This is a genomic window from Orenia marismortui DSM 5156 (genome assembly GCF_000379025.1).
Taxonomy (GTDB): domain Bacteria; phylum Bacillota; class Halanaerobiia; order Halobacteroidales; family Halobacteroidaceae; genus Orenia; species Orenia marismortui.
Genome location: NZ_KB900617.1, coordinates 218,611 through 245,446 on the forward strand (window position 1 = coordinate 218,611; position 26,836 = coordinate 245,446).

Genomic DNA, 26,836 nt, shown 5'->3' on the forward strand with positions numbered 1-26,836 from the left:
TTTAAATCCCCCCTGTAGCCAATTTCATTACTTTCTCTTGTGTTGCATCCTTTGCATCAATTTCTCCCATAATCTGATTTTCTCCCATAGCCAAGATTCGATTACTTAAGTTTAGTACTTCTGGTAATTGTGATGAGATCAAAATCACTGCAGATCCATCATTGACCAGATGAGAAATCAATTCATAAATCTCTTTTTTAGCCCCTACATCGATTCCCCTAGTAGGCTCATCTAAGATAATAATATCTGGCTTAGTACTTAATAATTTAGAGATAACTACCTTCTGTTGATTTCCCCCACTTAAGTTCTTAACTTTCTGCTTAATATGAGGAGTCTTAACTTTTAAACCTTGAACATACTTTTTAGCCAATTTTTCTTCTTCTTTGTTATCAATCAAAGCAAACTTAGTAATTTTATTAAGAATAGATAAGGATGTATTCTCTTCTACACTCATTCCAAGAACTAAGCCCTCATCCTTACGACTCTCACTTAAATAATATATTCCTAAACCTATAGCCTCTTTAGGAGAATTTATATTAACTTTCTCTCCTTTAACATATATCTCTCCCTCACTAGGCTTAAATAAACCAAAGATCGTTTTAGCCAATTCTGTTCTACCTGAACCCATTAATCCTGCTATTCCTAATACCTCTCCTTTGTATAATTCAAAGGAGGCTTTTTCTACTTTACCTGGCACTACTAAATCTTTCACTTCTAATATCTTATCTGATGGTCTATGCTTAATCTCTGGAAATCTACTCTCCAATTTACGACCTACCATCATATTAATCAATTCATCTTCATTAGTATCCTCTACCTGAACTTCACCAATGTATTTACCATCTCTTAATACTGTAACCTTATCACAGATTCCAAATATTTCTTCCATTCTGTGAGAGATGAATACAATAGCTATCCCTTTATTCTTCAATCTCTCAATCAAATCAGCTAGAATATCTATCTCTGTGGGTGTTAGCGAAGATGTAGGTTCATCCATAATAATAATATTAGCATTTTGAGATAAAGCCTTAGCTATCTCTATCATCTGTTGATTACCAATATTCAAATCTCCAACTTTAGAACGTGGATCTATATCTACCCCTAATCTATCTATAACCTCTTGAGTTCTTTTAATCAACTCTTTGAAATCAACTAAAAATCCTTTACGAGGTTCACGACCTAAAAATATATTCTCTGCTACTGTCAGCTCTGGAACCAACTCCAATTCCTGATGGATAATTGCCAATCCTGCTTTTTGAGCTTCTTTGGGATTTTGAAACTCTACCTTTTCACCATTTAAATAGATCTCTCCACCATTTCTTTTGTGAATACCATTCATAACCTTCATTAAAGTCGACTTTCCAGCACCATTTTCTCCTAACAGAGCATGAACCTCACCCTTATAAAGCTTCAAATTAACACCATCAAGGGCCCTAACTCCAGGAAAAGTTTTGACTATATCCTTCATCTCTAAGATTAGTTCCTTTTCTGCCATTAAAAATCAACTCCTGAAATTAGAATAATATTAGCATATGGAGTAACTTCACCAGTTCTAATAATTCCTTTAGATTTCTGACTTGACTTTTTAAACTCTTCATGGGAAGTAAACTCAATAGTAATATCTCCTAAAGCCTCCTTTACTTCTTTTAATAATTCTGGACTTATCTCCTTAATCTCTTCAGCTAAAATTGCTTTTTCTACCACCATCTCATCCAAAATAGTCTTTAAAACTTCTATAAATTTAGGTGTACCTGCCTTTAATGCTAAATCAATCCTATTAACATCCTGAGGTATAGGTAAACCAGCATCACAAATTACTAATTTATCAGTATGTCCTAGCTCTGCAATCGTCTTTGAAATAGGAAGATTTAAAACACCTCTTTTTTTCATCTTATAAACCCCTTTCTGCTTGGAATTTAGCTACATCCTCTTTTGTAGGCAAAGAGCTTTGTGCACCTAGTTTAGTTACTGATAAAGCTGCTACAGAATTAGCATATCTAATAGCTTCTCCTTCAGTCCATCCTTTTTGTAAGCCATAAGCAAAAGCTCCTGCAAAAGAATCACCAGCTGCTGTAGTATCGACTACATCTACTTTAAGTGCATCATAGTTCTCTTCTCTACCATTACTGTAAATAGTAATCCCATCTCCACCTTGAGTGAGTAGAATCTGCTTTACTCCTAAATCTAATAATAATTCTACCTTCTCTTGCAAAGTATTAACCTCATAGTCTTCTAATAATAAATCTAGTTCACCTTCATTAGGAAGTAAATAATCAATCATACTATAAAGCTTTTCAGGTAACTTTACAGCTGGAGCTGGGTCTAAAACAACAATAGTATCATATTTATTAGCAAGCTCAATCGCTTTACTTACACTTTCTAAAGGAATTTCTAATTGAAGTAATAATATTTTAGCTGCTTTAATCTTAGATTCAAAGCTTTCAATAGCCTCTGGAGTAATCTTAGAATTTGCTCCAGCAACTACAATAATTCGATTATCACCATCATCTTCAATGGTAATATTGGCAATTCCTGAACTCCCCTCTACTCGTAGTACATCATCTATATTTACTCCACCTGTTTTGAGACTATCTAATAATTCATCTCCAAAAGCATCCTGTCCACAGCATCCTATAAAGTTAACTTCCCCACCTAATTTTCCTGCTGTTAGAGCCTGATTGGCTCCTTTTCCACCAGGGATTTGACTAAAATCACTTCCCATAATGGTCTCACCTTTTTTAGGTGCTCTAGGAGTTTGTACTACTAAATCCATATTCATACTACCAATTACTAAAATATCATCACTCATCTTCATACCCCCTTGTAGAATCCCTAATTATTAACTTAGGATTTAAGATGATATCTTCATCATCAACCTCTTCCTTGCTATCTATCTTAGCAATCAACATATCAGCAGCAGCCTGTCCTAATTTATATTTAGACTGAGTCATAGTAGTTAACCCTGGCTTAATAATAGAAGCTATCTCAATATCATCATAACCTACCACAGATATATCCTCTGGTATCCCTAATCCCATTTCAAAAATTGCTTCATAAGCTCCAATTGCCATCAGATCATTAGCTATAAACACTGCTTTAGGTCTATCTTTTAATCTTAATAACTTCTTCATCGCCTGATAGCCTGACTCTTTGCTAAAATCACCTTCAACAATCCACTCTTCCTTATAATTAAGATCAAAATTAGCTATAGCTTTCTTGAAACCTTCCAGTCTATCTTGACCGGTCTGAATTTCTAAATCCCCTGTTACATGAGCTATCTTTGTATGCCCCAATTCTACTAGATGAGAGGTTGCATTATAAGCTCCTAAAGTATTATCAATTACAACTGCTTGATAATTAGAATCTGGAATCTTCCTATCTATCTGTACTACGTCAAAATTCTTTTCTTCTAATTTATAAAGTTCTTCTTTATTGCTAATAGATAGAGATAATATTATTCCATCTACATGCTTACTCTTCATTAAAGCAATAGCCTCTTTCTCTCTTTCCTTATCATTATCTGTATTACAGAAGATAACGGAATAATTTAATTCTCTAGCCCTATCTTCTACACCCTTTGCTACCTCTGGAAAGAAAGGATTACTTATATCGGGAATAATCAGCCCAATAGTATGAGTCTTTTGTAGGACCAATCCTCTTGCAATACCATTAGGATTATAGCCTAACTTATCTATAACCTTTTGAATCTTCTTCTTAGTTGCTTCACTAACATCTGGTTTATCATTTAATACTCTAGAAACTGTAGTAGTAGAAACACCTGCTTCCTTAGCAATATCCTTAATTGTAACTTTAATCTTTAGCACCTCCAAACAAAATCAAACTAATATCATATAGACTTTTATAACTAAAATTGTTAATCAAATAACTTTTTAACTATATTTCGCTATAAATTTAAACTAAATACTTATCATTGTAATCGATACCGGTAACGTTTCCGGAGGGCTTAATAAAAAAGAACCCACCAATACCTAATAAAGAATACTCTTCATCAAGTAAAGTGGGTTCTTATAGCCTTATAGTTTTATAACCACTTAATATTCAGTTATAGTTTTAGCTCCGTTATCGATACCGGTAACGCTTCCGGAAATGTTTATAAAAATAATTTTATTGTTATCTTATGGTTAAATTATAACCCATTTTATTTTAGTTGTCAATAAATTTTATTGTTTTTTATAAAATTTTATAATTCACACTTATTCTCTTAAATAATTTTTTATAAAAAATTATTTAAGAGAATAGTTATATTGCGGCAATTTTGAAAAGTAAAGAATTAAAACCTATCACACCTCCCTCTAACTTTCTCCTAAGATTAGGAGAAGCTGATTTTGCACGAAGAGTCTCGCTTTTTAGACTCGTGGGGCTGGGAGATGAGGTGTAAGATTTTGAATTTAACTATCAACTGTACACTGTAAATTGATATGAAATCATCTCAATATCTATTCAATACCTAATTTATGAAAATAAGCCTGCTACATAAGCACAAGATGGGTTATTGATTATATTTTTGGCCTTACCTTGCTGAACAATCTCACCATCTCTTAAAACAACTATCTTATCAGCTATATTGATAGCATCATCTTTATCATGTGAAACAAAGATTGCAGTCACTCCACTCTTTTTAATAATAGCTTTTAGCTCTTCTCTAATTCTAGATTGCAAACTAGCATCAAGATTACTAAAAGGTTCATCCATCAATATTAATGAAGGTTCTATTGCCAAAGCTCTTGCTAAAGCTACTCGCTGTTGTTGTCCTCCACTGATCTGATAAGGATACCTATCCTTTAGTTCCTCTAGCCCTACCAATTTTAATAATTCACTTATTTTTTCCTTTTTATACTCTTTATCATTCTTCTTTACACCAAATAATATATTCTCTGCAACTGACATATGAGGAAATAAGGCGTAATCCTGAAAAACCATCCCAATCCCCCTTTTCTCAGGTAAGATAAAAGTATCATTATCAACTATTATCTTGCTACCAATCTTGATCAGACCTTCATCTGGCTCCTCAAGACCTGAAAGCAAACGTAAAACTGTACTTTTTCCACTTCCACTTTCCCCTAGTAGACAGACTATTTCACCAGTATCTACAGCAAGATTAAAATCATTTAAGGTATCGACCTTAGAGTTCTTATATCTAAAATCCAAATCTTTAATTTCAATTAACATTTTTAGCCCCCCTCTTAACACTCAGCTTATGAATCCCATATATAGCTAGACTACAGATAAATATTATAATTATAGATGAAATAGCAGCTTCATGTATCATTTCGTCACTTGCATATTCAAAGGCTTTAGTAGCCAATGTATCAAAGTTAAAAGGCCTTAAGATTAAAGTTAGTGGTAACTCTTTAAGTATTTCAATTAAAGCAAGTAGAAAAGCACTGCTGATAGCTGGTTTAATCATTGGTAAATCAACCTTAAAGAAGGTTTCAGTAATACCTATACCTAAAGTACGAGAAGCTTCAAAAAAACTTTTACCCACTTTATCAAAGCCAGATTCTACAGAATTATAACCAATAGCTAAAAATCTAATAATATAAGCAAAAACAAGCATTAAAATAGTTGAAGTTAAGACTAGGTTACCAGAATATATAATATTATCTAATCCTAGGAAAAATAATAGAACACCTACTGCTATAACCGCTCCTGGAATCGAATAACCTAATATCGCTATCTTAGAATAGATTTTAGAAAAGATATTATCACTAATTCTCACAGTATTAGCTACGATTATTGAAATAACTACAATTAGTATCGAAGTAAATAATGCTACAAAGATTGAATTAAAGGACAAAATCAAGAAATCTATATCCAAAACCTTAGCATAACTTAACCAAACCCAATGAAGCAATTGTGCTGTAGGTATTAAAAACCCAATAGCAAAGATAGATGAACATAAAGCTGATACTAAAAAAGCTTTTATACCTGATAGTTTGATTCTAGAGATAGGTCTAACCTTAGTGGTACTATAACTGTACCTCTTTCCTCCCCGCGAAAAATTCTCTATTAGAAGAACTCCAAAAACAAAGACCATTAATAAAGCAGATAACCTTACTGCTGAATTTAAATCTCCCATTGAAAACCAAGTCTTAAAAATAGCTGTACTAAAGGTTGGGATACCAAAGTATTTTACAACACCATAATCATTTAGCACTTCTAAGATTACTAGACTGACTCCTGCCACTATAGCTCCTCTAGAAATCGGTAAAATAACATGCCAGAAAATCTGTAAAGGTCCTTTTCCCAAAGTTCTAGCAGCCTCTACTAAAGAAGCACTTTGTTTTGATAAAAATGACCTTGTAATAATATAGACATACGGAAACAAAAAGATTGTATAAATAAATATTGCTCCAGAACTATTCATAATATCAAAATAAGCTGGATTTACACTTATCCCCATACTCCTTAAAGTAGTCTGTAGGATTCCTGTATAATTTAACATCCCATTATAGGTGTAAGCTCCAATATAAGGTGGTATTGCTAAAGGTAAGATCAATGCCCATTTAAAGAAATCACGAAATGGGAATTCATATTGACTAATTAACCAGGCAGGTATTAAGCCGATTAAAATAGAAAAAATCCCCGTAAAGAGAACTAGAATAGTTGAGTTGACTATATAATCTTGTAATAAGTATTCTTTAATATGATTCCAATTTTCATTTACTGGTTCAAAAATATTTAATAAAATATTAGCATTTGGGATTAGAACCAACATAATAATGATAAAGCTTGAAACTGACCAGATATTAAACAAAGATTTTAAATTTCTGCTCTTTAACAATTTTATTCACCTAACTTGTTATAATTTTTTTATAAAGAAAGGCAGCCCCTTTGGCTGCCTTAGATATAGAGCTTAAAGTGTAACTTAAGATAGAGATTGCGACAGTTTCTATTAGCTGCTAGCTACTGGCTTCTAGGCTTTAGCTTTTAAGGTCTTAGCTAATAGCAGATTTATCACGAAGGGTTTATGATTTTCGAACCCGTAGGAACAGCTAAAAGCTAGTAGCAAAAGTGTTACATTATACCTATATAATGATATACTTAAATCCTACTCTAAAGCTACACATTTAGTTTAAATAGATTATTGCCATCCTATTTCATTAAAAATTTCAACTGCTTTCTGATTAAATTCTCCTAATTTAGTTAGGTTGATATCTTGAGTTTCAAAATCTCCCCATGAGTTCAACAATGCTGAAGGCTCTACATTTGGATTTGCTGGATACTCATAATTAGCTTCAGCAAAGAATTTTTGAGCTTTTTTACTTGCTAAAAATTCAATTAACTTAATAGCATTCTCTTTATTTTTAGCATGCTTAGTAAGTCCAATCCCACTTACATTAACATGTGTTGGTTCTAAGAAACGTACTCCTACTTGCTTAGCTACTTTTACTTCTTCTGGATTAGAAGAGTTTAACATCTTTCCAATATAGTAAGTATTCATAATCGCTAAGTCACCAGTTCCTGCTGCAACTGCTGTAGCTTGAGCTCTATCGTTACCTTTAGGCCTTCTTGCCATATTATTCAAAACACCTTCTGCCCATGCTCTTGCATACTGTTCACCCTTTGTAGCAATCAGTGAAGCTAGTAACGATTGATTATAAATATTTGATGAAGATCTTACTAAAATTTTATCATCCCATTTTTCATTTGCCAAGTCTCCATATGTATTGATATCTAAAGGATTTACTCTATCTTTAGCATATACAACAACTCTTCCTCTTACAGTTAACCCAACCCATTGATTATCTTCATCCCTTAAATTTTCTGGAATATTGTTTAATACCATTTCACTATCTATAGTCTGCAATAAACCTTTTGTTTTAGCTCTATGTAATCTACCTGCATCAGCTGTAATTAACAGATCAGCCTGTGTACTTTCACCTTCTCTATCAATTCTTTCAATTAATTCATCAGAACCACCTTTTAAGACATTTACCTTGATTCCTGTTTCTTCTTCAAATTGTTTAAGTAATTCTTCATCAGTATCGTAATGCCTATTAGTATAAAGGTTAACCTCTCCATTGTCCTCTCCTAATAAGAAATCAAAGAACCCAGCCGAAGCTGTTGAAACTGAAACTACTGTTAACACTAAAGCCATCGATAATACAAATAATGATTTTTTCATAATTATAATCTCCTCCTAGTTTAACTTTTTTATTTTTTCTTTCTAATAATTATTGACCTTATATTAATTTAAACAAATACTCAATATGTAAAATTTAATATAAACTTATATTATAGCTTGATAAGATAACTTTACAAAATAACTTTAACTTAATCTCCCTCCCTTTTTAAATTGTTGAAAATGAAAGTAATTATCACTCTCGAAACAAATTATAATAAAATCTATATGTTTTGTCAAGTATAGTTTTATTTTTAAATTAAAACATTATCTATTTATTGTAAATAAAGACAAAATATCATTTACTATTAATCTATCAAATAAAAAACTCCTACCATCAGGTAGAAGTTTATATATAGAGAAACCGATAAAGGTTTCATATTATATACCTAAAATTTAAATTTTATAATATTTTAAGAACTAAAAATCAAAATAATTTATTAGGCAGCAGCGCTGTGAGAGGAATTATTTTCTCCTCGATCAAGTACTCTTAGGGGATTTACACAGGTCTTTTAGCTATTGGCTATTAGATAATAAATAAGGTCAGAACTTAATCAGATTTTAATCAGCGTCAAAAGAAAGGTTGACTTCAATTTGTTTCTAAGTAAATTCAAATTATTTCTCATGTTCTATATAGTTATTAAATTAAAAATTTCACTAACAAAAATATCAACGTACTTATCAACCATAGCATATATCTGCTTAAATCCCCATTATGTAATTCACTTAATTTCATACTTAAATAATTAATAACTTTCCCAAAATAAGGGTAAATATCAAAATTATTTTCTTGGTGGGAGTGAGGTTCTATCAAATCATGGGCTAGCTTAAAAATTACTAGAGCTAAAATTATAGGCTGCAAAGATTTCCAGATATAATGTAATGAATAGAATTTGACCTCATATTCAAAATTAAAAAATATTTTAATAATACTAGGTTTAACCCCAATCAATATAATTAAAGCTGTGATCATCCCCATACTTAATAACATCGATTTTGGAGGTCTTCTTTTAATTTCTACCTCCTCTTCTCTTCCTTTAAAGAAAGCAAAGTAAATTACTTTTAAGAAAGATAGAGCAGTTCCAATTCCTGCAATATATAATCCCCATCTCAAAATAGGATCATCGATACCCTTTTTAATTAATAACTTACTAACATGTCCACTAAAGAAAGGAACTCCTGCAATCGATAAAGCCGCTACTAGAGCATAAAAAGTAATTATCGGTAACCTTTTAAAGAGTCCGCCTAAATCAATCAAATCCTCTTTTTCTGTAGTATAGATAACTACACCTATTACCATAAACAATAACCCTTTATATAAAACATTGTTAATCAGATGCAATACTCCACCTGCTAACCCTAAACTATTTCCAGCTCCAATTGCAGTAATCATATACCCAATCTGGCTAATAATATGATACGATAATAACTTTCTTACTTGGGTCTGTCTTAGAGCTAAAAAGACACCTACTATAGCAGTAATAATCCCTGCATAACCTAAATTAATTCCACCTAATAACCTATATAAAGCATAAACTCCAACTTTGGTCGTATAAGCCGATAATAATACACTAATATAAAATGGAACATTAGCATAATTTTGTGGTAGCCACGTATGTAAGCCGATAAAAGCTAGTTTAATACCAACCGCCAGCAGAAAGAAGGGAATACCATACTCTACATTTGCTAATAAGATACTTCCTGTTCCATTATATTGCAATAATATTCCCCATAATAAACTAATTGCTCCCACCATATGCATCATAAAGTAATAATAACTCGTCTGCTTAGTAATAGGCTTTTTATTAGTAAAAATCAAGAAGTAGGAGCTTATAGTCATCATTTCCCATAAAACATAAAAGGAAAATAAATCTCCTACAAAAAGGATAGCTATAGAACTCCCAATATAAATATTCGCTAAAAGATAATATTTTTTATCTGCTAGCTTTAGAGCATAAATTGTACTACATAAAGCAAAAAAGGAAAATATCAGAGCAATCAACTTACCTATATGATCTACTTTTAATAGCACTAAATTAAAATCTAGAAAAGGAAGTGCTATTTGCTGATCAGGTGATAACTTATAAATTATTATTAATGCAAAGATAGAAGTAAGAACAGAGATAACCTGCCTCAGTCTATCTTTACTAAAGTATAATATTATAGCACTAAAAAAATAGATGACTCCAGGATTCATTTTTAACTTACCTCCTTAGTAAAAGATTAATATAATTACTTCTATAAATTAAAAATTGGGGCAATTTTTCTAGGAAGCTAGAAGCTAAATTAGGTAATAAAGTTAATAGTAAAGAGAATATTCCCAGAATTAGAGTTGGCAACTTTAAGATTAGAGGCTCTTTAAATAAAGTTCTTTCTATATCAGATTTAGAATATATCTTTTTAATCACCTTTAGATAATAAGTTAATGATAACAGACTTCCAATCAAAATTAAAAAGGCAGGTATAAGGTACTTGGTCTCTAAAAGCCCTTCTATTATTAACCACTTACTAATAAAAGCATTAAAGGGTGGTAAACCGATAATAGCCAAAGAAGCTAACGTAAAAATAAAAGAAGAATAAGGTAAATCGAATCCTAAACCTTTAAGATCAGTTATCTTGTCACTTCTAATATTATAAATAAATATACCTATAGCTAAAAATAAAGCTCCTTTGATTATTATATGATTAATTAGATGGTAGCTTCCTGCTATAATTCCTCCCTCACTTCCTAAAGCAAAAGCAATGATAATATATCCCATATTTGCAATACTAGAATATCCTAGCAACCTTTTAAGGCTCTTTTGTTGATAGGCCAATAAATGAGCTACCATAAAAGTAATTGTCCCCCAATAGATTAAAATCTCTTTTAATCCAATACCCACAATAAATTCAACTCCAAATAATATATAAAGAATTCTAATTAAAGCATATAAAGAACTTTTAATTACTATACCTGAAGATAAGGCATTAAAAGTAACTGTAGCTTTAGTATAAGCATCTGCTAACCAACTATGTAAAGGTACTAAAGCAAATTTACTAGCAAATCCAATTATATAAAAGCATAAAATTATAAGCTTTAGCTTAGGTGCTACTTCTTTAAATTCAATAGCAGCCTGGGCAAGGTTTAGTGTTCCAGTACTTCTATAAGTTAAGATAATAGCTAATAAGATAAATATTCCAGCCACCGAACCTAATGCTAAATATTTAAAAGAAGCTTCAAAAGACTCTTTCTCCTTAGTAAAAGCAGTTAATGCGTATGAGGTAATCGAAATTATTTCAAAGAATACATATAGATTGAATAAATCTCCTGTAACAATCATTCCTATAGCTCCGCTGAGTAAAAGTGAAGTTAGTAGATTATATTTCACCTTATTTTTAGTAATATATTTGATAGAATAAAGAGTTACAAAATAGGATAAAGTTATAATTGCCAAAAGAAAAAAAGCTGCAAAGCTATCTATAACTAAATTAATACCTAATAATGAATTCCAGCTTCCTACACTATAGACTATAGGTTCTTTAATAGCTTGATTAACGACTAAACAAGCTAGAATCAAATGCACTGTAGAGCTAATTATTATAATTAAGTTTAAATATCTTTTAAAGTATAATTTTAGCAAAGCTAAACTAAAGGCTATCAATAAAGGCAATATAATTAAGTAAATAACCCTATCCATTCTTCCCCTCCCAATAATATATTCTGATAATTAATAGCTTCCAATAAAAAAGTTGCTACTTCTTGAATAAAGGATAATAAAAAATTTGGAAACATAGATAAAAAAGGATACAGAAGCGACAAAATTACTATAGGCAATTTTAGTTTTCCAGATACTAAGATATTATCAATCTTATCCTCTGATTTGCTATATAATGAGATAACCACCCTCAAATAATAGCTTAAAGATATTATACTACCGATAAAGATAGACATAGCAGGTATTATAAAACCACTCTTTAAAGCAGCAGTAGTTAATAGCCATTTACTAATAAAAGAATTTAAAGGTGGCAGACCTATAATATTTAAAGCAGAAATAGTAAAAATAAAAGAAGTAAGTGGTAAACTATAGCCTAATCCTGTCAAATTACAGATATTAGTCTTTCCAGTTTTAGAAATAAAGATACCAACAGTCATAAATAAAACAGCCTTAACAATAGAATGGTTAATAATGTGATAAATAGCACCTTCTAGACCTGCTGAATTCATCAATCCTATACCAATTATTATATAACCCACTTGAGCAATAGTAGAATAAGCTAATAACCTCTTTAACTCCTCCTGTTGATAAGCTAATAAATGTCCTATCAACAAGGTAATTACTCCTAAATATGTTAGTAAAATATCTAAATCTAAAGATAATAGTTCTTGAACATTAAATAATAAAAATAAAATCCTAATCAAAGCATAGATATAGACCTTAATTACAACTCCAGAAAGAATAGCACTAATAGGAGAAGGAGCTGCTGGATGGGCATCAGCCAACCAAGTATGTAAAGGAGTTATAGCAAACTTAGTCCCAAACCCAATTATCAATAAGGCTAAAATTAATCTTTTCGTAATTAAAGAAATCACTTGGCTTTGAGTAACTAGTTGAGCTAGATTAAGTGTTCCAGTACTTTGATAAACTAATATAATAGCTAATAATACTAAAGCACCACTAACAGAACCCATAATTAAATATTTAAAACTTGCTTCAAAAGATATATCCTTCTTAGCAAAAGCTACTAGAGCATAGGAAGTAATTGAAGTTATCTCAACAAAGACATATAAATTGAATAAATCAGCTGTTGATACTAAACCTAACATTCCTGTAATTAATAAAAAAAGCAATAGATAATATTTACTTTGATTTTTAGTAATATAGTCCAAAGAGTAATAAATTATTGCAAAAGATATAAGATTAACCAAAACTATCATCAAAGCACTTAAAGGATCTATAACTAAATTAATACCTAGCCTAGAACCCCAAGCACCTAAATTATATACCAGTGGCTGCTCTATAGCTCTTAATAAGATATGAACAGCTACTAGTAAATTAGCTATCCCACTGATTATTACTATAATCCTCATTAATTTATTAGAGTATTGGCTAATCAAAGGTAGGATAAAAGCAGTTATTAAAGGAATTAATATTATCCAAATTGCTTCTATCATCCCTTTAGCCTCCTAATTTCACTAATATCTAAGGTCTGATACTTTTTATTCAGCTTAATAGTTAAAAATAACATTAAAGCTGTAATACTTGCTCCAATTACAATTGCAGTTAAAGCTAAAGATTGAGGGATAGGATCAACAATAACCTTATAATTACTATTAAGAATTGGAGCAGTTCCTTCTACTTTATAGCCTATATTAATTAATAATAAAATCAAAGAATATTCCATAATATTAATTCCAATAATTATTTTAATTAAATTTTTGTAAGTTAAAACTGTATATAAACCTAAAGAAAATAGAATAATTACTATCAAATAAATAATACTCACCTTATTCCTCCTTTACTAAACGATTAAATATAATAGATAATCCAGCACCTACCTTAATTCCCGTAAACAGACTTAAAATCGGAATGATTCCAGCACTTAATAATTCCCCAGGGCTTCCTAAATTAAAGCCACCTTGTCCATTAGCCAAAAACTTACTTCCAAATAAGATTCCTAAAATTCCTGTACTAAGCAATCCAACTGCACCTAAGTTCTCAATCAATGCTTTCTTCTTTAAAACCTCTTCTTCTTTAGAGTATCTAATTCCAAAGGTAATGGTTAACAAAATAAAGATAATAGCCAAAATTACACCTCCAGTAAATCCACCTCCAGGAGACAAATGGCCATAAAAAATTATATAAAAGCCAAGAATATATAAAAATGGTATGATAAAGCTTATCCCCTGATAAACAATCGGAGAAAAATTAGTATCTGATACAAAGGTTCTCCTTCTAGAGGCTAAGGCCGAAATTGTTGAAACAACAATAAAAATTACTGTCGCCTCGCCTAATGTATCAAAAGCACGATAATCAAATAAGATAGCAGTCACTAAATTAATAGCTCCAGTATCTTCAACTCCATTATCTATATAATAATTACTAACTTCTCGCTTAGCAACAACTTTAGAATCATCTAAAAAATCAGAAAAGAAGGCGAAAGATAACACTAAAGCTAAGATCAGAATTAAAACCATTACATAAATATATCTCATTATCTTCCTCCTGTCTTATCAATAGTAATAATAAATAAAGCTGTACTAATCCCACTACCAATTACCACCTCAGTTAAAGCTACATCAGGTGCTTGCAAAATTACAAAAAGAATAACTAAAATTGCGCTAAAAGTAGATAAAGAAATAACTGAATTAACTAAATTTTTGGTAAAGACTGCAAAAAAAGCAGCTATTAAAAGAAATAATAATAATATATATAAGGTAATTGATGTCATTGTAGTTCACCTATACTCTTCTCTTTTAAGTCATCTCTAACCAGATAAATTTTATGTTTATTTTCATTATCACTATAATAAGCTGCCCTTGCAATAGCATGAGTGGTAATAGGATTAGTTATAATCAAAAATACAATTATGAGACCTAACTTTAAAGAATAAAGTGAAAAACCCTTCAAAAAAATAATACCTAGCAAAATTGAAATTCCACCACCTGTTAAACATTTTGAGCCTATATGTAATTTAGTATAAAAATCTTCAAATCTAATCATACCAATAGCAGTTATTAGAAAGAAGAAAGTACCATTAACCACAAGAAAATAACCTATTGCTGAAATAATTTTAATCCCTCCCTATCTACCAAAATACTTAGCCATAATTAATACATCTACAAAAAGTAGTAATGCATATACTATAGCCACATCAAGAAAAATTTCACGCTTAAAATATACACTTAATAATACCAAAAGCAATAAAAACATTATTCCTATAGAATCAGCAGCCACAATCCTATCAAAAACACTAGGCCCTTTAATCACCCGATAAAAAGTTAATAAAGCTGAAATTAAAATTATTATAATAATAATTTCTATCATTTAAATATCCTCCTAATAATTATCTCAAAGTCACCCAATATTATCTTCTTGATCTCCTTATTATCATGAGATTGGATATTAAGCCAATGGATATATAGTTCATTTTTATTTATATCCGAATCTAAAGTTACTGTACCAGGGGTAAAAGTAATTGTATTGGCCAAAATAGTCAACTTTATTAACCTATCTTCCTTACCTAGTTTAACTGGAACCTTTACAATAGCAGGTTTTAGAGAAGTCTTAGGATTAATCACATAATAAGCGATTTTATAACTAGCTATAAATACCTCTTTGCCTACCACTAGAATATACCAGATTAAAAAAACAAACTTTGTAATAACCTTCTTTGATAACATTCTAGTAAAAGAACTATGTACAATAACAAAATCTATCGTTCCAGCTACAATTATACCTAAGATTAAAGAACTCAAGGAAAGATTACCACTTACAATAATCCAGACTGTATATAATAAGATAAATGCAAATATCTCTTCTTTATTTATTCTTCTCATTTCCTCCTCCTTATTATTTATAATTTAATTTTTACAAGTAATAAATATAATTCATCAGTAACAAGTGATGAGTAACAGGTGACAAGTTAATTAATTTCATACCTACTAGTTACTGAAGTGTTCCAATATCTATATTTTATTTAATTTTTACTACTATTATAAAAGAATAAATAACAATTATTATATTCAATAAATCTCATCTGAACTCCTTTATTAGTAATTGAAGATATTACTTTAAAAAGATAATAATTTATATTCATTTTAACAAAAAAGCCCAACATGATGTTGGACTTTTTATTCGTTAAATTTATGATTCTAAAGTAGATGATAAGTTCTTCTTATTAGATTTATTTCTCATCAAAATTTTCTTAGCTTCATCAGCAACAACAAGAGCTAAGATAATTAAACCAATTGCAGTAAAACCTAGAATATAATCAGGGTTATCCTTAAATAAGAATTGATAACCTTGATAAACTAAAGCAGCAATAGTTGTTAAAATCATAAATATTGCTGGGTATAGAGTATATTTAGTAGGTTTTTTAACCCCGACTAAATAAGCTGTAATAACCAATAAGGATAAAGCTGCAATCAATTGATTTGCCGCTCCAAAGACAGGCCAAATAATATTATAAGTTCCAGTATATCCAAAAAAGAAAGCTGGTATAGCAATAAATAATGAAGCTAAAAATTTATTATTTAAAACAGGAATTTTAGGAGCAATCAACTCAGCTGTAAGCAACCTTCCTAATCTAATACAAGTATCTAAAGTGGTCATAACAAAGGTCTTAAGCATTGTAATACCAAATATCATCCCAAAAGTACCTAATAATGGTTCTACAAGGCGACTATAGCCTAAACCAAAGGCTTTAATTGGGCCACTACTGCTTAATATATTTAAAAAAGCAAACTGCTCCATACCAGCAGGTGCTTGCCAAAATAGACCAGCACTTACTGATAATAATGCTACAACAGCCAATACTCCCTCAACTAACATAGCTCCAAAACCAATAAAACGACCATCAGATTCTTTTGCCAATTGCTTGGAAGTTGTTCCACTGGCAATCAAAGAATGAAAACCTGAAATCGCCCCACAAGCAACTACAATAAATAATATCGGCCACATCGGACCTTGCTTAGAGTTAAAAGAAGTAAATACTGGAGCGTTTATTGTAGGATGAGTGATAATAGTTCCAATTAATCCAACTCCCATTCCAATAATCAAGACCCAGTTTGAGATATAATCTCTAGGCTGCAATAGCACCCAGACTGGAAGAACTGATGCAATCAATCCATATCCCATTAATAAGACAAACCAGATAGAAAAGTTAACCTTAGCAGTAAAAGGTAAAGATAATGGATATTTATAACCTAACCATATCAATAGAAACAAACCAGCCAAAGCAATTATTGTTCCTATTACAGTTGAAAAATTACGTTTATAAACTAAGAAACCAAAGAACATCGCTAAAGGAATAATTCCAAAAGTAGGAATTACTACATTAGGAGTAGTCGACAATGTTTTAGCTGCTACAAATCCAAATACAGCTACTACTAAAACTAATGTTAGTAAAACAAAAATAGAGAATAGATTTCTCGCTCTCTTTCCAATAGTCTCTTGAGCAATTTCAGGTAGAGAATTACCTTTAAATCTAACAGATAACATTAAGGATAGGTAATCATGAACTGCTCCAATAAATACAGTACCAACTAAAATCCATAATAAAGTTCCACCCCATCCAAAAGCTGCAAATGCTGCAATTGGCCCTAAAACCGGTCCTGCTCCTGCAACAGAAGAAAAGTGATGACCAAATAACATTGATGGTTTAGAGGGGTAATAATCAATCCCATCATTAAACTTTACTGCTGGAGTAGGTCTACTATCATCAGGTTGGATTAATTTACTTTCTAACTTATTACCATACCATCTATAGGCTACCCAAAACCAAAGCATTGAAAATACAAGTACTACTGCTGAATTCATAAAAAATTCCCCCTTTTAATTTTGGTGGGAACTTAACATGACAAGTAAAAAACTCTGAAGCTGATATAAATAGGATTTGGTATATATAAGAAGAAACTTAAATATATCGTTCTAGATAGATATTACACCACTTCAGTGACAAGTAACGAGTAAGCAGCAAATAAGTTAACCTGTCACTTGTTACTACCTCTTTATCCCCATGAAGTTTCAATTTAAATTTGAATAACTATAAATAATCCAAAAAAATCAAATACAACCATCCTAGATTATATATCATGTTATGCTCCTCACTACTAACTACTTTTTTAATTATTTATTGGCTCTGATATAATCAAATTTTAACTATACTTCTAAATAATCTACTACTTTAGCGAGCCAAATATATAAAACTTATATCTTAGTCTAAGTAATTAATATTACTGAGTAAATATTAAAAAACCTCTCATATCAGCTAATAGATTTAGATCCATTAATCGGAATGAGAGGTTTTCCTCACATAGTGCTACCCTAATTTTCCTACTATCTACTAATAGCTTTAATACATTTTCATAATAATAGATACTTTATATAAACAAAGTTTAATCTTAAATTCGCTTTTATCTCACAGTTTAAGATAGATTTAATACAAGATTTTTTCTTGCTCTAGCAATTCAATCTGCTATAAATATATCTATCTATTTTCTTATCAACAATTTTAAACTTATCCTAAATTCTCATTATGAATTATACAATATAAAGTATAAAATGTCAATAACTTCTATGTCTGGTCAAAAAGCTGGTGATTAACCTAAGCTTTAAAGTCTACTATATGCTATAATGCTTCCTCTACTACCTTCATAGCACAATAGGAACCACACATTGTACAAGCATCTTCATCCTTTAAGATTTGGTTATGCTCATCTCTTGATTCTTTAGCCTTTTTAGGATCGATCGACAGTTCAATCTGTCTTTCCCAATCTAAATTCTTTCTTGCTTTAGCCATCTCTAGATCTCTCTCTTTAGCCCCAGGTACCCCTTTAGCTATATCAGCAGCATGGGCAGCAATTTTACTAGCAATTACTCCCTCGCGAACATCCTCAATACTTGGCAAACCAATATGCTCAGCAGGAGTTACATAACATAAGAAATCTGCTCCAGCACTAGCAGCCAATGTCCCACCAATAGCCGCTGTAATATGATCATAACCTAAAGCGATATCTGTAACCAAAGGCCCTAATACATAAAAGGGAGCATCCTTACATAATTCTTTTTGTATCTTAATATTAGTCTCAATCTGATCAAAAGGAACATGACCTGGCCCTTCTACCATTACCTGTACCTCAGCAGCTCTAGCCCTATCTACTAGTTCCCCTAATACCAATAACTCATGAATCTGTGCTCTATCTGTAGCATCAGCTAAAGAACCAGGTCTTAGTCCATCACCTAAACTTAAAGTTACATCATATTTGTAACAAATATCTAATAATCTATCATAATACTCATATAATGGATTTTCAGAATTATTATGTAGCATCCAGCCAGTCATAAAAGAACCCCCACGACTAACTATATCGGTAACCCTTCCTTCATCTCTTAAATGACGAATCGTCTCCAAAGTTAGACCACAGTGAACAGTAATAAAATCAACACCATCTTTAGCCTGCTCTTCAATTACAGTAAATAGATCATCAACACTCATATCTATAATTGCCTTACCAGCTTGCAAGGTCTCTACTGTAGCCTGATAGATTGGAACTGTTCCTAAAGGTACAGTAGCTTTGTCTAAAATTGCTCTTCTTGTCTCATTTATCTTCTCTCCTGTAGATAAATCCATTACTGCATCAGCACCTGCCTCTATAGATACCTCTAGCTTCTTTAACTCTTTATCTATCTCTGGATAATCCTCTGATGTACCAAAATTAGCATTTACTTTAGTTGATAATCCCTTTCCAAAGGCATTTGGATCTAAGTTTTTATGATTCTTATTGGCAGGGATCACTATTGTACCCTCTGCTACTCCTTGACGAATAAACTCTACATTTACCCCCTCTTTTTCTGCAACCCTTTTCATCTCAGCTGTTATCTCTCCTGCTTTTGCTTTTGTCATCTGTGTCATTTTAAAATTCCTCCCTTTATTTTAAGTTCAGTAACGAATAACAGGTGATAAGTGAAAAGTAAAAACTAAAAAATCCCTCCCATCACTCTGTTAGTCTTTCAGACTCCATCTAGTAAAAAACATTAGTTAAATTTTTCCTGCATTCTCAATTCTCAATTCTCAATTCTCAATTCTCAATTCTCAATTCTCACTCTAGACTATATACTCTAGAAAAGTGATTGACTGGATTATTTCCCTTACCTACCTTACAACCGGCTTTAATTGCCTCAGTTATATACCTCTTACTCCTTTCTATAGTCTCTTTGATATCATATCCTAAAGCTAAGTTACTAGCTATAGCCGCAGATAAAGTACATCCAGTACCATGGGTATCCTTAGTATCAACCCTTTTAGCAGTATACTCAACAAAATCTACCCCATCAAAAAGTAGATCCTTAGCAATATCTCCTTTTTGGTGGCCGCCTTTAACTAAGACATATTCACAACCAAGCTTATGTAATTCACTAGCTAAAACCTCTAAAGATAATTCTTCATCTATCCTTCTGCCACTTAAAACTTTGGCTTCATTTAAATTGGGCGTTATTATTTTAGCTAGAGGAATCAACTTATCTTTAATAGTAGTAATAGCTTCTTTAGCTAACAGAATATCACCGCTAGTAGCTACCATTACTGGATCAACCACTAAATTATTGACTTTATACTCTTTAACTTTCTCTGCTACTATCTTAATAATTTTACTATTAGCTAACATTCCTGTCTTTAAAGCAGCAAAATCTAAGTCACTTAATACTGAATCAAGTTGCTTAGAAACTAAATCTATACTCACAGCTTCAAAACTCTGAACCCCTAATGTATTTTGAGCAGTTATAGCAGTAATCACTGAAGCACCATAGACTCCAAAAGCTGTCATTGTCTTTAAGTCAGCCTGAATACCTGCTCCTCCTCCAGAATCAGATCCTGCAATTGTCAATGCTTGTTTCATAGTTATTACCTCCTTATTTATTAATGTGATTGATTAGTGTTAGTGTATATGTATAAATACTATACTAACACGTTATCTAGTTAAATTTAAATAGTAACATTGATACAATATAATGATATTGCGACAGTTTCGGCGCTAGGAGATAGGCGATAGGTATTAGGAAAAACTAACGCCCAACCCCTATGACCTATCACCTAAAAGTATCGCAATATATCCATTAAATAATACTATTTATATAAGAGTTTAACTAGTACATAATACCAAGATACTAACACTACAAATTCAAAAGCACAGCTCCATGTAGGAACTGTGCTTTTGAATTTATAAATAGATAGAGCAATGCATATAAAGCATCTTCTCAAAAGCCCACTTCCCTCCGCTAGTATTACCTAGATCAGGTTCAAGGGGTCAAGAAATCAAATTTCTTTCTCAGCTATAACATAACTCCCCCAGCAGTAACTCGCTTATTTTATTTTTCTACTAACATTATATTAAATTAATAGCATAATTTCAATAGAATATATATAATAACCTTGACCCTCCTCGGGGCAAGCCCACGAGGATTCTTAGGCTGAGAGTGTAGCCACTACTCATATCTCCTAAGCGTAACTTCCCGTTAGTCCAACGGTACATATCCTAAGTGCTACTTGCCTTTATTTTTAATCCTTCGTTTAAGATATTTAAACTTGCGTTAATGTCCCTATCGTGTATATCTTTACATTCTGGACATTCCCATTTTCTAATCTTTAAGTCTTTAACTTTCTCGTTCTTATAGCCACAGTTGCTACATAATTGACTACTGGCAAAGAAAGTATCTATCTTAACCAAATTCCTCCCATACCATTTAGCTTTATAAGTTAACAATTCAATAAACTTACTCCAACTAACATCTGATATGGATTTCCTTAGGGTTTTCATTGAAAACCCACGTGATAAATCCGCTAACTTAGAATTTTTAAGCATATTCTTCACCTTTAAAGTTTCAACTGCTATAAGTTGATTTTCCTTAATTAGCTTAGTTGACAACTTATGAAGAAAATCTAGTCTAATATTAGCCACCTTTTCGTGAACCTTAGCTAGTTTCTTTTTAGCTTTATACCAATTATTAGACCCTTTTTCTTTTCTAGCTAAACTTTTATTTAGTCTAGCAATCTTTTTCTCATATTTCTTTAGTACTCTAGGATTAGCTATCTTCTCACCATCTGACATAATAGCAAACTCTTTAAGTCCTAAATCTATTCCTATTTGCTTATCTACTTTAGGTAATTCTTCAATTTTCTCTTTAACTGCTATTGAAATGTAATATTTATCTGTATTAGTTCTAGTTACTGTTACATTCAATATCTCGCCTTTGACCTCTTTAGATTTTCTAAACTTAATCCAACCTAATTTAGGTAATTTAATTTTATTATTCTTAACCTCAATATTGGTAGTTCCACTTCTTCTAGTGAATTTATTAGTACGATAGGAGTTTTTAGGATTTTTCTTAGACTTAAATTTAGGAAAATCATATTTTTTACTAAAGAAATTCTTGAAAGCTCTATCTAAGTCTTTAAGTGCATTTTGCAAGCTGAATTTATCTGGCTCTTTTAACCACTCTATTTCTTTCTTTAGTTGAGTTAGTTGTTTAGAAAATTTTGAGTATGATTGATATTCATTTTCTTTAGCTTTATCTAAGAAGTGATTATAAACATATCTAGCACAACCTACTGATTTATTGATTAATATTCTCTGTTCTTTATTAGGGCATAATCTAAATTTGTAGGCTTTTTCTCTGATAGTCATTGACAACTCACCTCCTTATATATAAAACTGCAAGGAGATTTTAAAATGGCTAGACCTAAGAACAAAGTTAATAGAGAACAAATTAGTACTACTATTGATGAAGAATTAATGAATATTGTTAGAGATATTAGTAAAGATACTGGTATTCCAATTAATAGTCTTATTGAAAATGCAGTAAGAGAAAAATACCAAAAATAAAATTTAAGACCGTCTGCTCTATCCTCGGGGCAAGCCCGCGAGGTTTGCGAGCAGACTTTTTGACCTATCACTATAAAATAAAGTGAAAGGCTTAACTTGATTCTGATAAACATTAATATCTCTATCCTTTAAATCTTTAATAATTTTATGATTATCATCAATTTTATCTATCAAATTAAATCTAATATCTACCTCTTTTAATTCTGACAGTTCCATTAATGGACTTAAATCTTCAATTTTATTATTAGCTAAATTTAAACTTTCCAAATTAATTAAAGAATTTACTACTTCTATATTAGCTATCCTATTAGTAAATAATTGTAAATCCTTTAATTGAGATAAAGAAGATAATTTTTCTAGATTATTTATCTTATTATCTCCCAAATTAAGAACTTTTAATTCGATTAACTTTTCTAATCCTTTTAGATCAATTAATTGATTAGCTGTTAGATATAGTTCCTCTAATTTATCTAAGTTCCTTAATGGAGAAATATCAGAAATCAAATTATTACTAGCATCTAAATATTCTAAATCTTTTAAAGCAGATAAAAAATCAATTTTAACTATACCAACTCTTTTAATTTTTAGAGATTCTAAGTTTTCTAATCTATCTAATAGTTGAATATTTTGAACAGGATTACTACTAATCTCAAGCACTCCTAAGTTTTTTAATTTAACCAATGGTCTTATATCAGTAATTTTATTTTTATTTAATTTAAGTACTTTTAATTGATCTAAATTTGCTAATGGACTAAGATCATCTATATGGTTATCACCTAAATCTAGATATTTTAATCTTCTTAACTTTAATAAAAAAGTTATATCTTTAATTTTATTATGTTGGATTTTTACTTCTTCTAAATTTCTCAATTTTGAAATTAAAGTAATATCTCTTATAGGGTTATTACCTATATCTAATACTTTTAAATCTGATAGAGTATTGAGAACACTAATATCTTCAATATAATTACTATTAAGATTAATCTCTTTTAACTTTTTTAACTTTTCCAACGAACTTATATCCTTTATTCTGTTAGAAGAAAGATCTAAGTAAATTAAATTCTTTAATTCTCCTATCTGGCTTATATTATTGATCTTATTCTTCGCTAAATTCAATCTTTCTAAGGAGTGCATATATTCAATTCCCTTTAATGACTTAATACCTCTGCCTTCTATCGATAACTCTTTAATTTCTGCTAAATCCCTTTGATAGATAATTCCTATAGGTTTATTAATAACATCTCTAATAATAGACTCCAGATTAGAATCTGTTATTTTAACATAATCCTCTACTAACAGTTGATAAAACAGAATACTTACAAAAGTTAGAAGGATTATAGATATTGTTATTTTCTTATTATTCATAATTATTTCCACCTTTCTTCTATATCAATATCAGGAATCACTATAATTAATTTGAACAGAAAACAAAAATAACCTGCAAATTAATGAATTAATTAGATATAAATAGTATTTTTTCAATTATTAAAAATACTTCTGTTCCTTCATTCCTTTATTATTTTTATAAGTGAGTTATTAAATAACATATTTCTGTAATATATGAAAGGTGTCAGAATAAACCTTTAAAGAAAGGAGGGATAATTTTGAATCAAGAAATTTCTCTTGAAAGATTAAACTTAATTTTTTGGCTTAATATATTTAAAGAACATACTTTATTCATTAAAAGAGGGCTACTTTGTGAACAAAAGGATTCAATTAAAAGAGCCGAGGAATTTTATCAAAGATTTTCATACTTAGAATCAGAAGCTCAACATAATCAAATCAATCCCTTTATTGGTGAAAATAGTGATTTGTTAGAAGAAAGTATAATTGCTAGTAGAGAACTATTATCTTTCAAAAGAGAACTTTTAGCAAAGATAATCGATTGTAACCCTGTCTTTAATCTCTACCCTTTAATTTTAGATCATATGTCTAGAGAAGTTGAAGAGTTCTTAAGGTTAACCACTATTTATTATGAAAATGGCTTTAGTTTTGAGCAAGTAGTCTTAGCTGAAGAAAGTTTTTGGCTTAGGGGGATGCAGGACCATCTTAGTTTCATCTGTCATCTTTTAGACCCATCAGAAAGAATACTAATTTCTCAAGTTAAAGAACTAAATCAAAAATTTGAAAATCTATACCACCAATCTTTAGATCTAAAATCCATGCTTCAAGCTAATCCACAAGATTTTCCTACTGTTCTACGCTTTACTAATTTAGTAATTGAAGAGACCAGTGATTTATATAAATTTAAAGAAAGATTACGACAATTATTAGCAGAATGTAAAGCCTTGTCAATCACTCTTCCATCTTTTGCAGAGCATACAGCTAAAGAAGCAGAACATTTCATAAAAACTATTAAACAGATTAAGAACTATTTCAGAGTTAGATAGTTTGGTAAATATAAATATGCGGGGGGGCAGAAAAGTTCCCCCATAATTCAACTCAAAATTTCCCACAAAGGTATTACTACTATAACAAATGCTAGTAAAATCACAAAAAAAGCACCTAATTTATTATTCTCCTTCTTCCAAATCATTCTCGCATACATCATAGTATAATAACTAACATATAAAATTGCTAACCCTGCTATCAAATTCATCTATATCAATCCTTTATCTCTTCTTTTTTAAAAGGTCTAAACTGCCTTCCAAAATTAACAGTCTTTATATCAAATCTAATATTCACTTCTGCCCTAGGATAGCTTTTCATCCAATTATATTTTATATACTCATCTAAAGTCCAAAACTCTTTACGTGCTATTAAATACCATTGAAAAGGATCTCCCTTAAACTCCTGCTGTGTTCTATTTACTAATCGCATTGCTTTATCTTCTAAACTACTAGCAATTGAATCCTTTAATATCTTCTGCTTCTCTAAATTCTCTATATAATCAATTCCACTTGCAATTGATAATATCTCGAATTTTACAGGTACAATAACATCAACTTTAGGAGTATCTGTAGATAAATCCATCTCTATTTGAGTATCTTTTGTCTTCATCCATCTAGCTGCAATTCGTTTTTCCTTAGCTAAAGGAAGTATTTACATCACCTGATTCTATGAAGGATTCATTGGGACCTTTTAAAACCGATTCCCTTGTTGGTTTTTCAACGCTACGGTGAGAAAATTTAGTAGTAGCTATAGAAATAGCTTGCTTATAACCTTCTACTAGAATTATAGTATTCCCCATCAAAATATCATCAATAACCTGACCTAAATAATTTAACTTAGTAGCATTTTTACTAGTGATTATTTCCTCAACAAAATCTACTTCTTTACTTTTTTCTTATAGGGATATCTTCTAATAAAGGATGTATAATATGTTGCTCTATTGTATCATTATCTACCATACCCTTTAAAAGTATTAAAACAACCTTCTTTTCAATACTTTCTAGATACAACTCTCTAACTTTAAAATCTTGATTATTTGGATAAGAAAAGCTTTTTTTCAATTTATCTAAATTTTCATCTAAATTATTACTTATCTTATCTTGATTCTTGGTCTTGCCTTGACTATTATCTTCAGAAGAAAATAATCTTTTTAAAAAGCCCATTGAATTCACCTCTTTTTATGAGAGTATCTTTAAGAAATAATACTTGTTTTATTCAAATAATTTTATGCCAAGTCGATTCGGTAGTACCAGGATAAACTTTGCGTATAAAATAAAAGATCGCAATGCTCTCCCATTTGATAGAATTGGGAGTTTTAGAGTCGCTTAGGTATCTAATAAATTCCTCAAAATCTATTCTAGGTCTAACTTATATCAATAAAGAATATATTTTTTTGCTAATATATACAAAATTATTTTGAGCTTCATTGTAAAATCAAATTGAACAAAATAAAAATAGCCATAGGGCACCAAACTGTAATATAATTAAATCACCACAAAGTAACCAATTACAGGAGGGTGCACACTATGACTTACTTAAATGATACACCAAAATCCCGAAAAAATAAACACTTAAATGCTTATGAACGTGGTCAAATTGCATTATTACATTCCGAAGGAATGAATCCAAATGCTATTGCAAAACGTTTAGGTAGAGCTTCTAATACGATTAGAAACGAGCTAAAACGTGGTACAGTTTCTCAAATTAAAGCTAATAAAAAG

At 30.6% G+C, this 26,836-nt stretch carries 27 protein-coding genes, 1 pseudogene and 1 riboswitch; of the genes and pseudogenes, 3 read left to right on the top strand and 25 right to left on the bottom strand.

Annotated features, from left to right (window positions below):
* Window position 1 precedes the first annotated feature (1 nt).
* The 20 genes from OREMA_RS0100965 to tnpB all read right to left on the bottom strand — a co-directional run bounded on the left by OREMA_RS0100965 (window position 2) and on the right by tnpB (window position 22,526).
* Window positions 2-1,495, bottom strand: coding sequence for a sugar ABC transporter ATP-binding protein (locus tag OREMA_RS0100965; protein ID WP_018247412.1), 1,494 nt, complete (start codon window positions 1,493-1,495; stop codon window positions 2-4).
* On the bottom strand, window positions 1,495-1,890 hold the full coding sequence (rbsD, locus tag OREMA_RS0100970) for a D-ribose pyranase (protein WP_018247413.1): 396 nt from the start codon (window positions 1,888-1,890) through the stop codon (window positions 1,495-1,497). The genes OREMA_RS0100965 and rbsD overlap by 1 nt, the downstream gene beginning before the upstream one ends.
* Window position 1,891: 1 nt before the next feature.
* Window positions 1,892-2,809, bottom strand: a complete 918-nt coding sequence (gene rbsK, locus OREMA_RS0100975) for a ribokinase (protein ID WP_018247414.1) — start codon at window positions 2,807-2,809, stop codon at window positions 1,892-1,894.
* Window positions 2,802-3,824, bottom strand: a complete 1,023-nt coding sequence (locus OREMA_RS0100980; RefSeq protein WP_244871480.1) for a LacI family DNA-binding transcriptional regulator — start codon at window positions 3,822-3,824, stop codon at window positions 2,802-2,804. The genes rbsK and OREMA_RS0100980 overlap by 8 nt, the downstream gene beginning before the upstream one ends.
* Before the next feature lie 649 nt (window positions 3,825-4,473).
* Complete coding sequence (locus OREMA_RS0100985) at window positions 4,474-5,190, bottom strand: ABC transporter ATP-binding protein (protein ID WP_018247416.1); 717 nt, start codon at window positions 5,188-5,190, stop codon at window positions 4,474-4,476.
* The gene (locus tag OREMA_RS0100990) at window positions 5,180-6,805 is read right to left on the bottom strand and encodes an ABC transporter permease (RefSeq protein WP_018247417.1); all 1,626 of its coding nucleotides are present in this window, start codon (window positions 6,803-6,805) and stop codon (window positions 5,180-5,182) included. The genes OREMA_RS0100985 and OREMA_RS0100990 overlap by 11 nt, the downstream gene beginning before the upstream one ends.
* A 300-nt stretch (window positions 6,806-7,105) precedes the next feature.
* On the bottom strand, window positions 7,106-8,149 hold the full coding sequence (locus tag OREMA_RS0100995; protein WP_018247418.1) for a Fe(3+) ABC transporter substrate-binding protein: 1,044 nt from the start codon (window positions 8,147-8,149) through the stop codon (window positions 7,106-7,108).
* Between the two features lie 637 nt (window positions 8,150-8,786).
* Entirely contained in the window at window positions 8,787-10,343 is a 1,557-nt protein-coding gene (locus OREMA_RS0101000; RefSeq protein ID WP_018247419.1) for a proton-conducting transporter transmembrane domain-containing protein, read from the bottom strand.
* A gap of 7 nt (window positions 10,344-10,350) precedes the next feature.
* Entirely contained in the window at window positions 10,351-11,823 is a 1,473-nt protein-coding gene (locus OREMA_RS0101005; protein WP_018247420.1) for a complex I subunit 5 family protein, read from the bottom strand.
* Window positions 11,802-13,298, bottom strand: coding sequence for a complex I subunit 5 family protein (locus OREMA_RS0101010; RefSeq protein WP_018247421.1), 1,497 nt, complete (start codon window positions 13,296-13,298; stop codon window positions 11,802-11,804). The genes OREMA_RS0101005 and OREMA_RS0101010 overlap by 22 nt, the downstream gene beginning before the upstream one ends.
* Window positions 13,295-13,630, bottom strand: a complete 336-nt coding sequence (locus OREMA_RS0101015; RefSeq protein ID WP_018247422.1) for a sodium:proton antiporter — start codon at window positions 13,628-13,630, stop codon at window positions 13,295-13,297. The genes OREMA_RS0101010 and OREMA_RS0101015 overlap by 4 nt, the downstream gene beginning before the upstream one ends.
* A gap of 1 nt (window position 13,631) precedes the next feature.
* Complete coding sequence (mbhE, locus tag OREMA_RS0101020; protein ID WP_018247423.1) at window positions 13,632-14,339, bottom strand: hydrogen gas-evolving membrane-bound hydrogenase subunit E; 708 nt, start codon at window positions 14,337-14,339, stop codon at window positions 13,632-13,634.
* Window positions 14,339-14,575: a Na(+)/H(+) antiporter subunit B gene (locus OREMA_RS0101025; protein WP_018247424.1), complete on the bottom strand. Its 237-nt coding sequence runs from the start codon at window positions 14,573-14,575 to the stop codon at window positions 14,339-14,341. Before OREMA_RS0101025 ends, mbhE begins: the two co-directional genes overlap by 1 nt.
* Window positions 14,572-14,889, bottom strand: coding sequence for a monovalent cation/H(+) antiporter subunit G (mnhG, locus tag OREMA_RS0101030; RefSeq protein WP_018247425.1), 318 nt, complete (start codon window positions 14,887-14,889; stop codon window positions 14,572-14,574). Before mnhG ends, OREMA_RS0101025 begins: the two co-directional genes overlap by 4 nt.
* Before the next feature lie 39 nt (window positions 14,890-14,928).
* Window positions 14,929-15,171 carry a monovalent cation/H+ antiporter complex subunit F gene (locus OREMA_RS0101035; protein WP_018247426.1) on the bottom strand — a complete coding sequence of 81 codons (243 nt, stop codon included), beginning with the start codon at window positions 15,169-15,171 and terminating at the stop codon, window positions 14,929-14,931.
* Entirely contained in the window at window positions 15,168-15,683 is a 516-nt protein-coding gene (locus OREMA_RS0101040; protein ID WP_018247427.1) for a Na+/H+ antiporter subunit E, read from the bottom strand. Before OREMA_RS0101040 ends, OREMA_RS0101035 begins: the two co-directional genes overlap by 4 nt.
* A gap of 307 nt (window positions 15,684-15,990) precedes the next feature.
* Window positions 15,991-17,664, bottom strand: coding sequence for a carbon starvation CstA family protein (locus OREMA_RS0101045; protein WP_018247428.1), 1,674 nt, complete (start codon window positions 17,662-17,664; stop codon window positions 15,991-15,993).
* An 811-nt stretch (window positions 17,665-18,475) separates the two neighbouring features.
* Complete coding sequence (gene thiC, locus OREMA_RS0101050; RefSeq protein ID WP_018247429.1) at window positions 18,476-19,759, bottom strand: phosphomethylpyrimidine synthase ThiC; 1,284 nt, start codon at window positions 19,757-19,759, stop codon at window positions 18,476-18,478.
* A gap of 187 nt (window positions 19,760-19,946) precedes the next feature.
* A complete protein-coding gene (thiD, locus tag OREMA_RS0101055; RefSeq protein ID WP_018247430.1) occupies window positions 19,947-20,741 on the bottom strand; it encodes a bifunctional hydroxymethylpyrimidine kinase/phosphomethylpyrimidine kinase in 795 nt (264 codons plus the stop codon).
* Between the two features lie 354 nt (window positions 20,742-21,095).
* Window positions 21,096-21,202: riboswitch (TPP riboswitch) on the bottom strand.
* Window positions 21,203-21,377: 175 nt separating this feature from the next.
* On the bottom strand, window positions 21,378-22,526 hold the full coding sequence (gene tnpB / locus OREMA_RS0101060) for an IS200/IS605 family element RNA-guided endonuclease TnpB (protein WP_018247431.1): 1,149 nt from the start codon (window positions 22,524-22,526) through the stop codon (window positions 21,378-21,380).
* Between the two features lie 45 nt (window positions 22,527-22,571).
* On the opposite strand from tnpB, the gene OREMA_RS18570 reads away from it, so the two are divergent.
* Window positions 22,572-22,724 carry a ribbon-helix-helix domain-containing protein gene (locus OREMA_RS18570; RefSeq protein ID WP_018247432.1) on the top strand — a complete coding sequence of 51 codons (153 nt, stop codon included), beginning with the start codon at window positions 22,572-22,574 and terminating at the stop codon, window positions 22,722-22,724.
* 18 nt (window positions 22,725-22,742) lie between these two features.
* On the opposite strand, the gene OREMA_RS16935 is transcribed toward OREMA_RS18570, so the two are convergent.
* Window positions 22,743-24,089 (bottom strand): leucine-rich repeat domain-containing protein, encoded by a 1,347-nt coding sequence (locus OREMA_RS16935; RefSeq protein WP_018247433.1) that lies wholly within the window; start codon window positions 24,087-24,089, stop codon window positions 22,743-22,745.
* Between the two features lie 239 nt (window positions 24,090-24,328).
* Between OREMA_RS16935 and OREMA_RS16940 the strand changes: the two genes are divergently transcribed.
* Window positions 24,329-25,114 carry a DUF2935 domain-containing protein gene (locus OREMA_RS16940; protein WP_018247434.1) on the top strand — a complete coding sequence of 262 codons (786 nt, stop codon included), beginning with the start codon at window positions 24,329-24,331 and terminating at the stop codon, window positions 25,112-25,114.
* 47 nt (window positions 25,115-25,161) lie between these two features.
* Here the strand turns inward: OREMA_RS16940 and OREMA_RS18765 are convergent, their stop codons facing one another.
* The 4 genes and pseudogenes from OREMA_RS18765 to OREMA_RS19285 all read right to left on the bottom strand — a co-directional run bounded on the left by OREMA_RS18765 (window position 25,162) and on the right by OREMA_RS19285 (window position 26,278).
* On the bottom strand, window positions 25,162-25,323 hold the full coding sequence (locus tag OREMA_RS18765) for a hypothetical protein (protein WP_018247435.1): 162 nt from the start codon (window positions 25,321-25,323) through the stop codon (window positions 25,162-25,164).
* A 5-nt stretch (window positions 25,324-25,328) separates the two neighbouring features.
* Window positions 25,329-25,724 (bottom strand): Ger(x)C family spore germination C-terminal domain-containing protein, encoded by a 396-nt coding sequence (locus tag OREMA_RS0101085; RefSeq protein WP_018247436.1) that lies wholly within the window; start codon window positions 25,722-25,724, stop codon window positions 25,329-25,331.
* A 25-nt stretch (window positions 25,725-25,749) separates the two neighbouring features.
* Window positions 25,750-25,986, bottom strand: a pseudogene (locus OREMA_RS19280) (spore germination protein); the annotation flags it as partial.
* Between the two features lie 13 nt (window positions 25,987-25,999).
* Window positions 26,000-26,278, bottom strand: coding sequence for a spore germination protein (locus OREMA_RS19285; protein WP_018247437.1), 279 nt, complete (start codon window positions 26,276-26,278; stop codon window positions 26,000-26,002).
* A 363-nt stretch (window positions 26,279-26,641) separates the two neighbouring features.
* On the opposite strand from OREMA_RS19285, the gene OREMA_RS0101095 reads away from it, so the two are divergent.
* Window positions 26,642-26,836: helix-turn-helix domain-containing protein (locus OREMA_RS0101095; RefSeq protein ID WP_018247438.1), on the top strand; the 195-nt coding region annotated here is incomplete at its 3' end.

What these genes read in the sequence shown, in the direction of transcription:
- rbsD (WP_018247413.1), bottom strand. Translation starts at nt 1,890, where the DNA reads ATGAAAAAAAGAGGTGTTTTAAATCTTCCTATTTCAAAGACGATTGCA.
- tnpB (WP_018247431.1), bottom strand. Translation starts at nt 22,526, where the DNA reads ATGACTATCAGAGAAAAAGCCTACAAATTTAGATTATGCCCTAATAAA.
- OREMA_RS18570 (WP_018247432.1), top strand. Translation starts at nt 22,572, where the DNA reads ATGGCTAGACCTAAGAACAAAGTTAATAGAGAACAAATTAGTACTACT.
- rbsK (WP_018247414.1), bottom strand. Translation starts at nt 2,809, where the DNA reads ATGAGTGATGATATTTTAGTAATTGGTAGTATGAATATGGATTTAGTA.
- OREMA_RS0101025 (WP_018247424.1), bottom strand. Translation starts at nt 14,575, where the DNA reads ATGACATCAATTACCTTATATATATTATTATTATTTCTTTTAATAGCT.
- OREMA_RS16935 (WP_018247433.1), bottom strand. Translation starts at nt 24,089, where the DNA reads ATGAATAATAAGAAAATAACAATATCTATAATCCTTCTAACTTTTGTA.
- OREMA_RS18765 (WP_018247435.1), bottom strand. Translation starts at nt 25,323, where the DNA reads ATGAATTTGATAGCAGGGTTAGCAATTTTATATGTTAGTTATTATACT.
- mbhE (WP_018247423.1), bottom strand. Translation starts at nt 14,339, where the DNA reads ATGAGATATATTTATGTAATGGTTTTAATTCTGATCTTAGCTTTAGTG.
- thiC (WP_018247429.1), bottom strand. Translation starts at nt 19,759, where the DNA reads ATGACACAGATGACAAAAGCAAAAGCAGGAGAGATAACAGCTGAGATG.
- thiD (WP_018247430.1), bottom strand. Translation starts at nt 20,741, where the DNA reads ATGAAACAAGCATTGACAATTGCAGGATCTGATTCTGGAGGAGGAGCA.
- OREMA_RS19285 (WP_018247437.1), bottom strand. Translation starts at nt 26,278, where the DNA reads ATGGGCTTTTTAAAAAGATTATTTTCTTCTGAAGATAATAGTCAAGGC.
- OREMA_RS0101045 (WP_018247428.1), bottom strand. Translation starts at nt 17,664, where the DNA reads ATGAATTCAGCAGTAGTACTTGTATTTTCAATGCTTTGGTTTTGGGTA.
- OREMA_RS0101000 (WP_018247419.1), bottom strand. Translation starts at nt 10,343, where the DNA reads ATGAATCCTGGAGTCATCTATTTTTTTAGTGCTATAATATTATACTTT.
- OREMA_RS0101040 (WP_018247427.1), bottom strand. Translation starts at nt 15,683, where the DNA reads ATGAGAAGAATAAATAAAGAAGAGATATTTGCATTTATCTTATTATAT.
- OREMA_RS0100985 (WP_018247416.1), bottom strand. Translation starts at nt 5,190, where the DNA reads ATGTTAATTGAAATTAAAGATTTGGATTTTAGATATAAGAACTCTAAG.
- OREMA_RS0101005 (WP_018247420.1), bottom strand. Translation starts at nt 11,823, where the DNA reads ATGGATAGGGTTATTTACTTAATTATATTGCCTTTATTGATAGCCTTT.
- OREMA_RS0100995 (WP_018247418.1), bottom strand. Translation starts at nt 8,149, where the DNA reads ATGAAAAAATCATTATTTGTATTATCGATGGCTTTAGTGTTAACAGTA.
- OREMA_RS0100965 (WP_018247412.1), bottom strand. Translation starts at nt 1,495, where the DNA reads ATGGCAGAAAAGGAACTAATCTTAGAGATGAAGGATATAGTCAAAACT.
- OREMA_RS0101085 (WP_018247436.1), bottom strand. Translation starts at nt 25,724, where the DNA reads ATGAAGACAAAAGATACTCAAATAGAGATGGATTTATCTACAGATACT.
- OREMA_RS0101035 (WP_018247426.1), bottom strand. Translation starts at nt 15,171, where the DNA reads ATGATAGAAATTATTATTATAATAATTTTAATTTCAGCTTTATTAACT.
- OREMA_RS0101010 (WP_018247421.1), bottom strand. Translation starts at nt 13,298, where the DNA reads ATGATAGAAGCAATTTGGATAATATTAATTCCTTTAATAACTGCTTTT.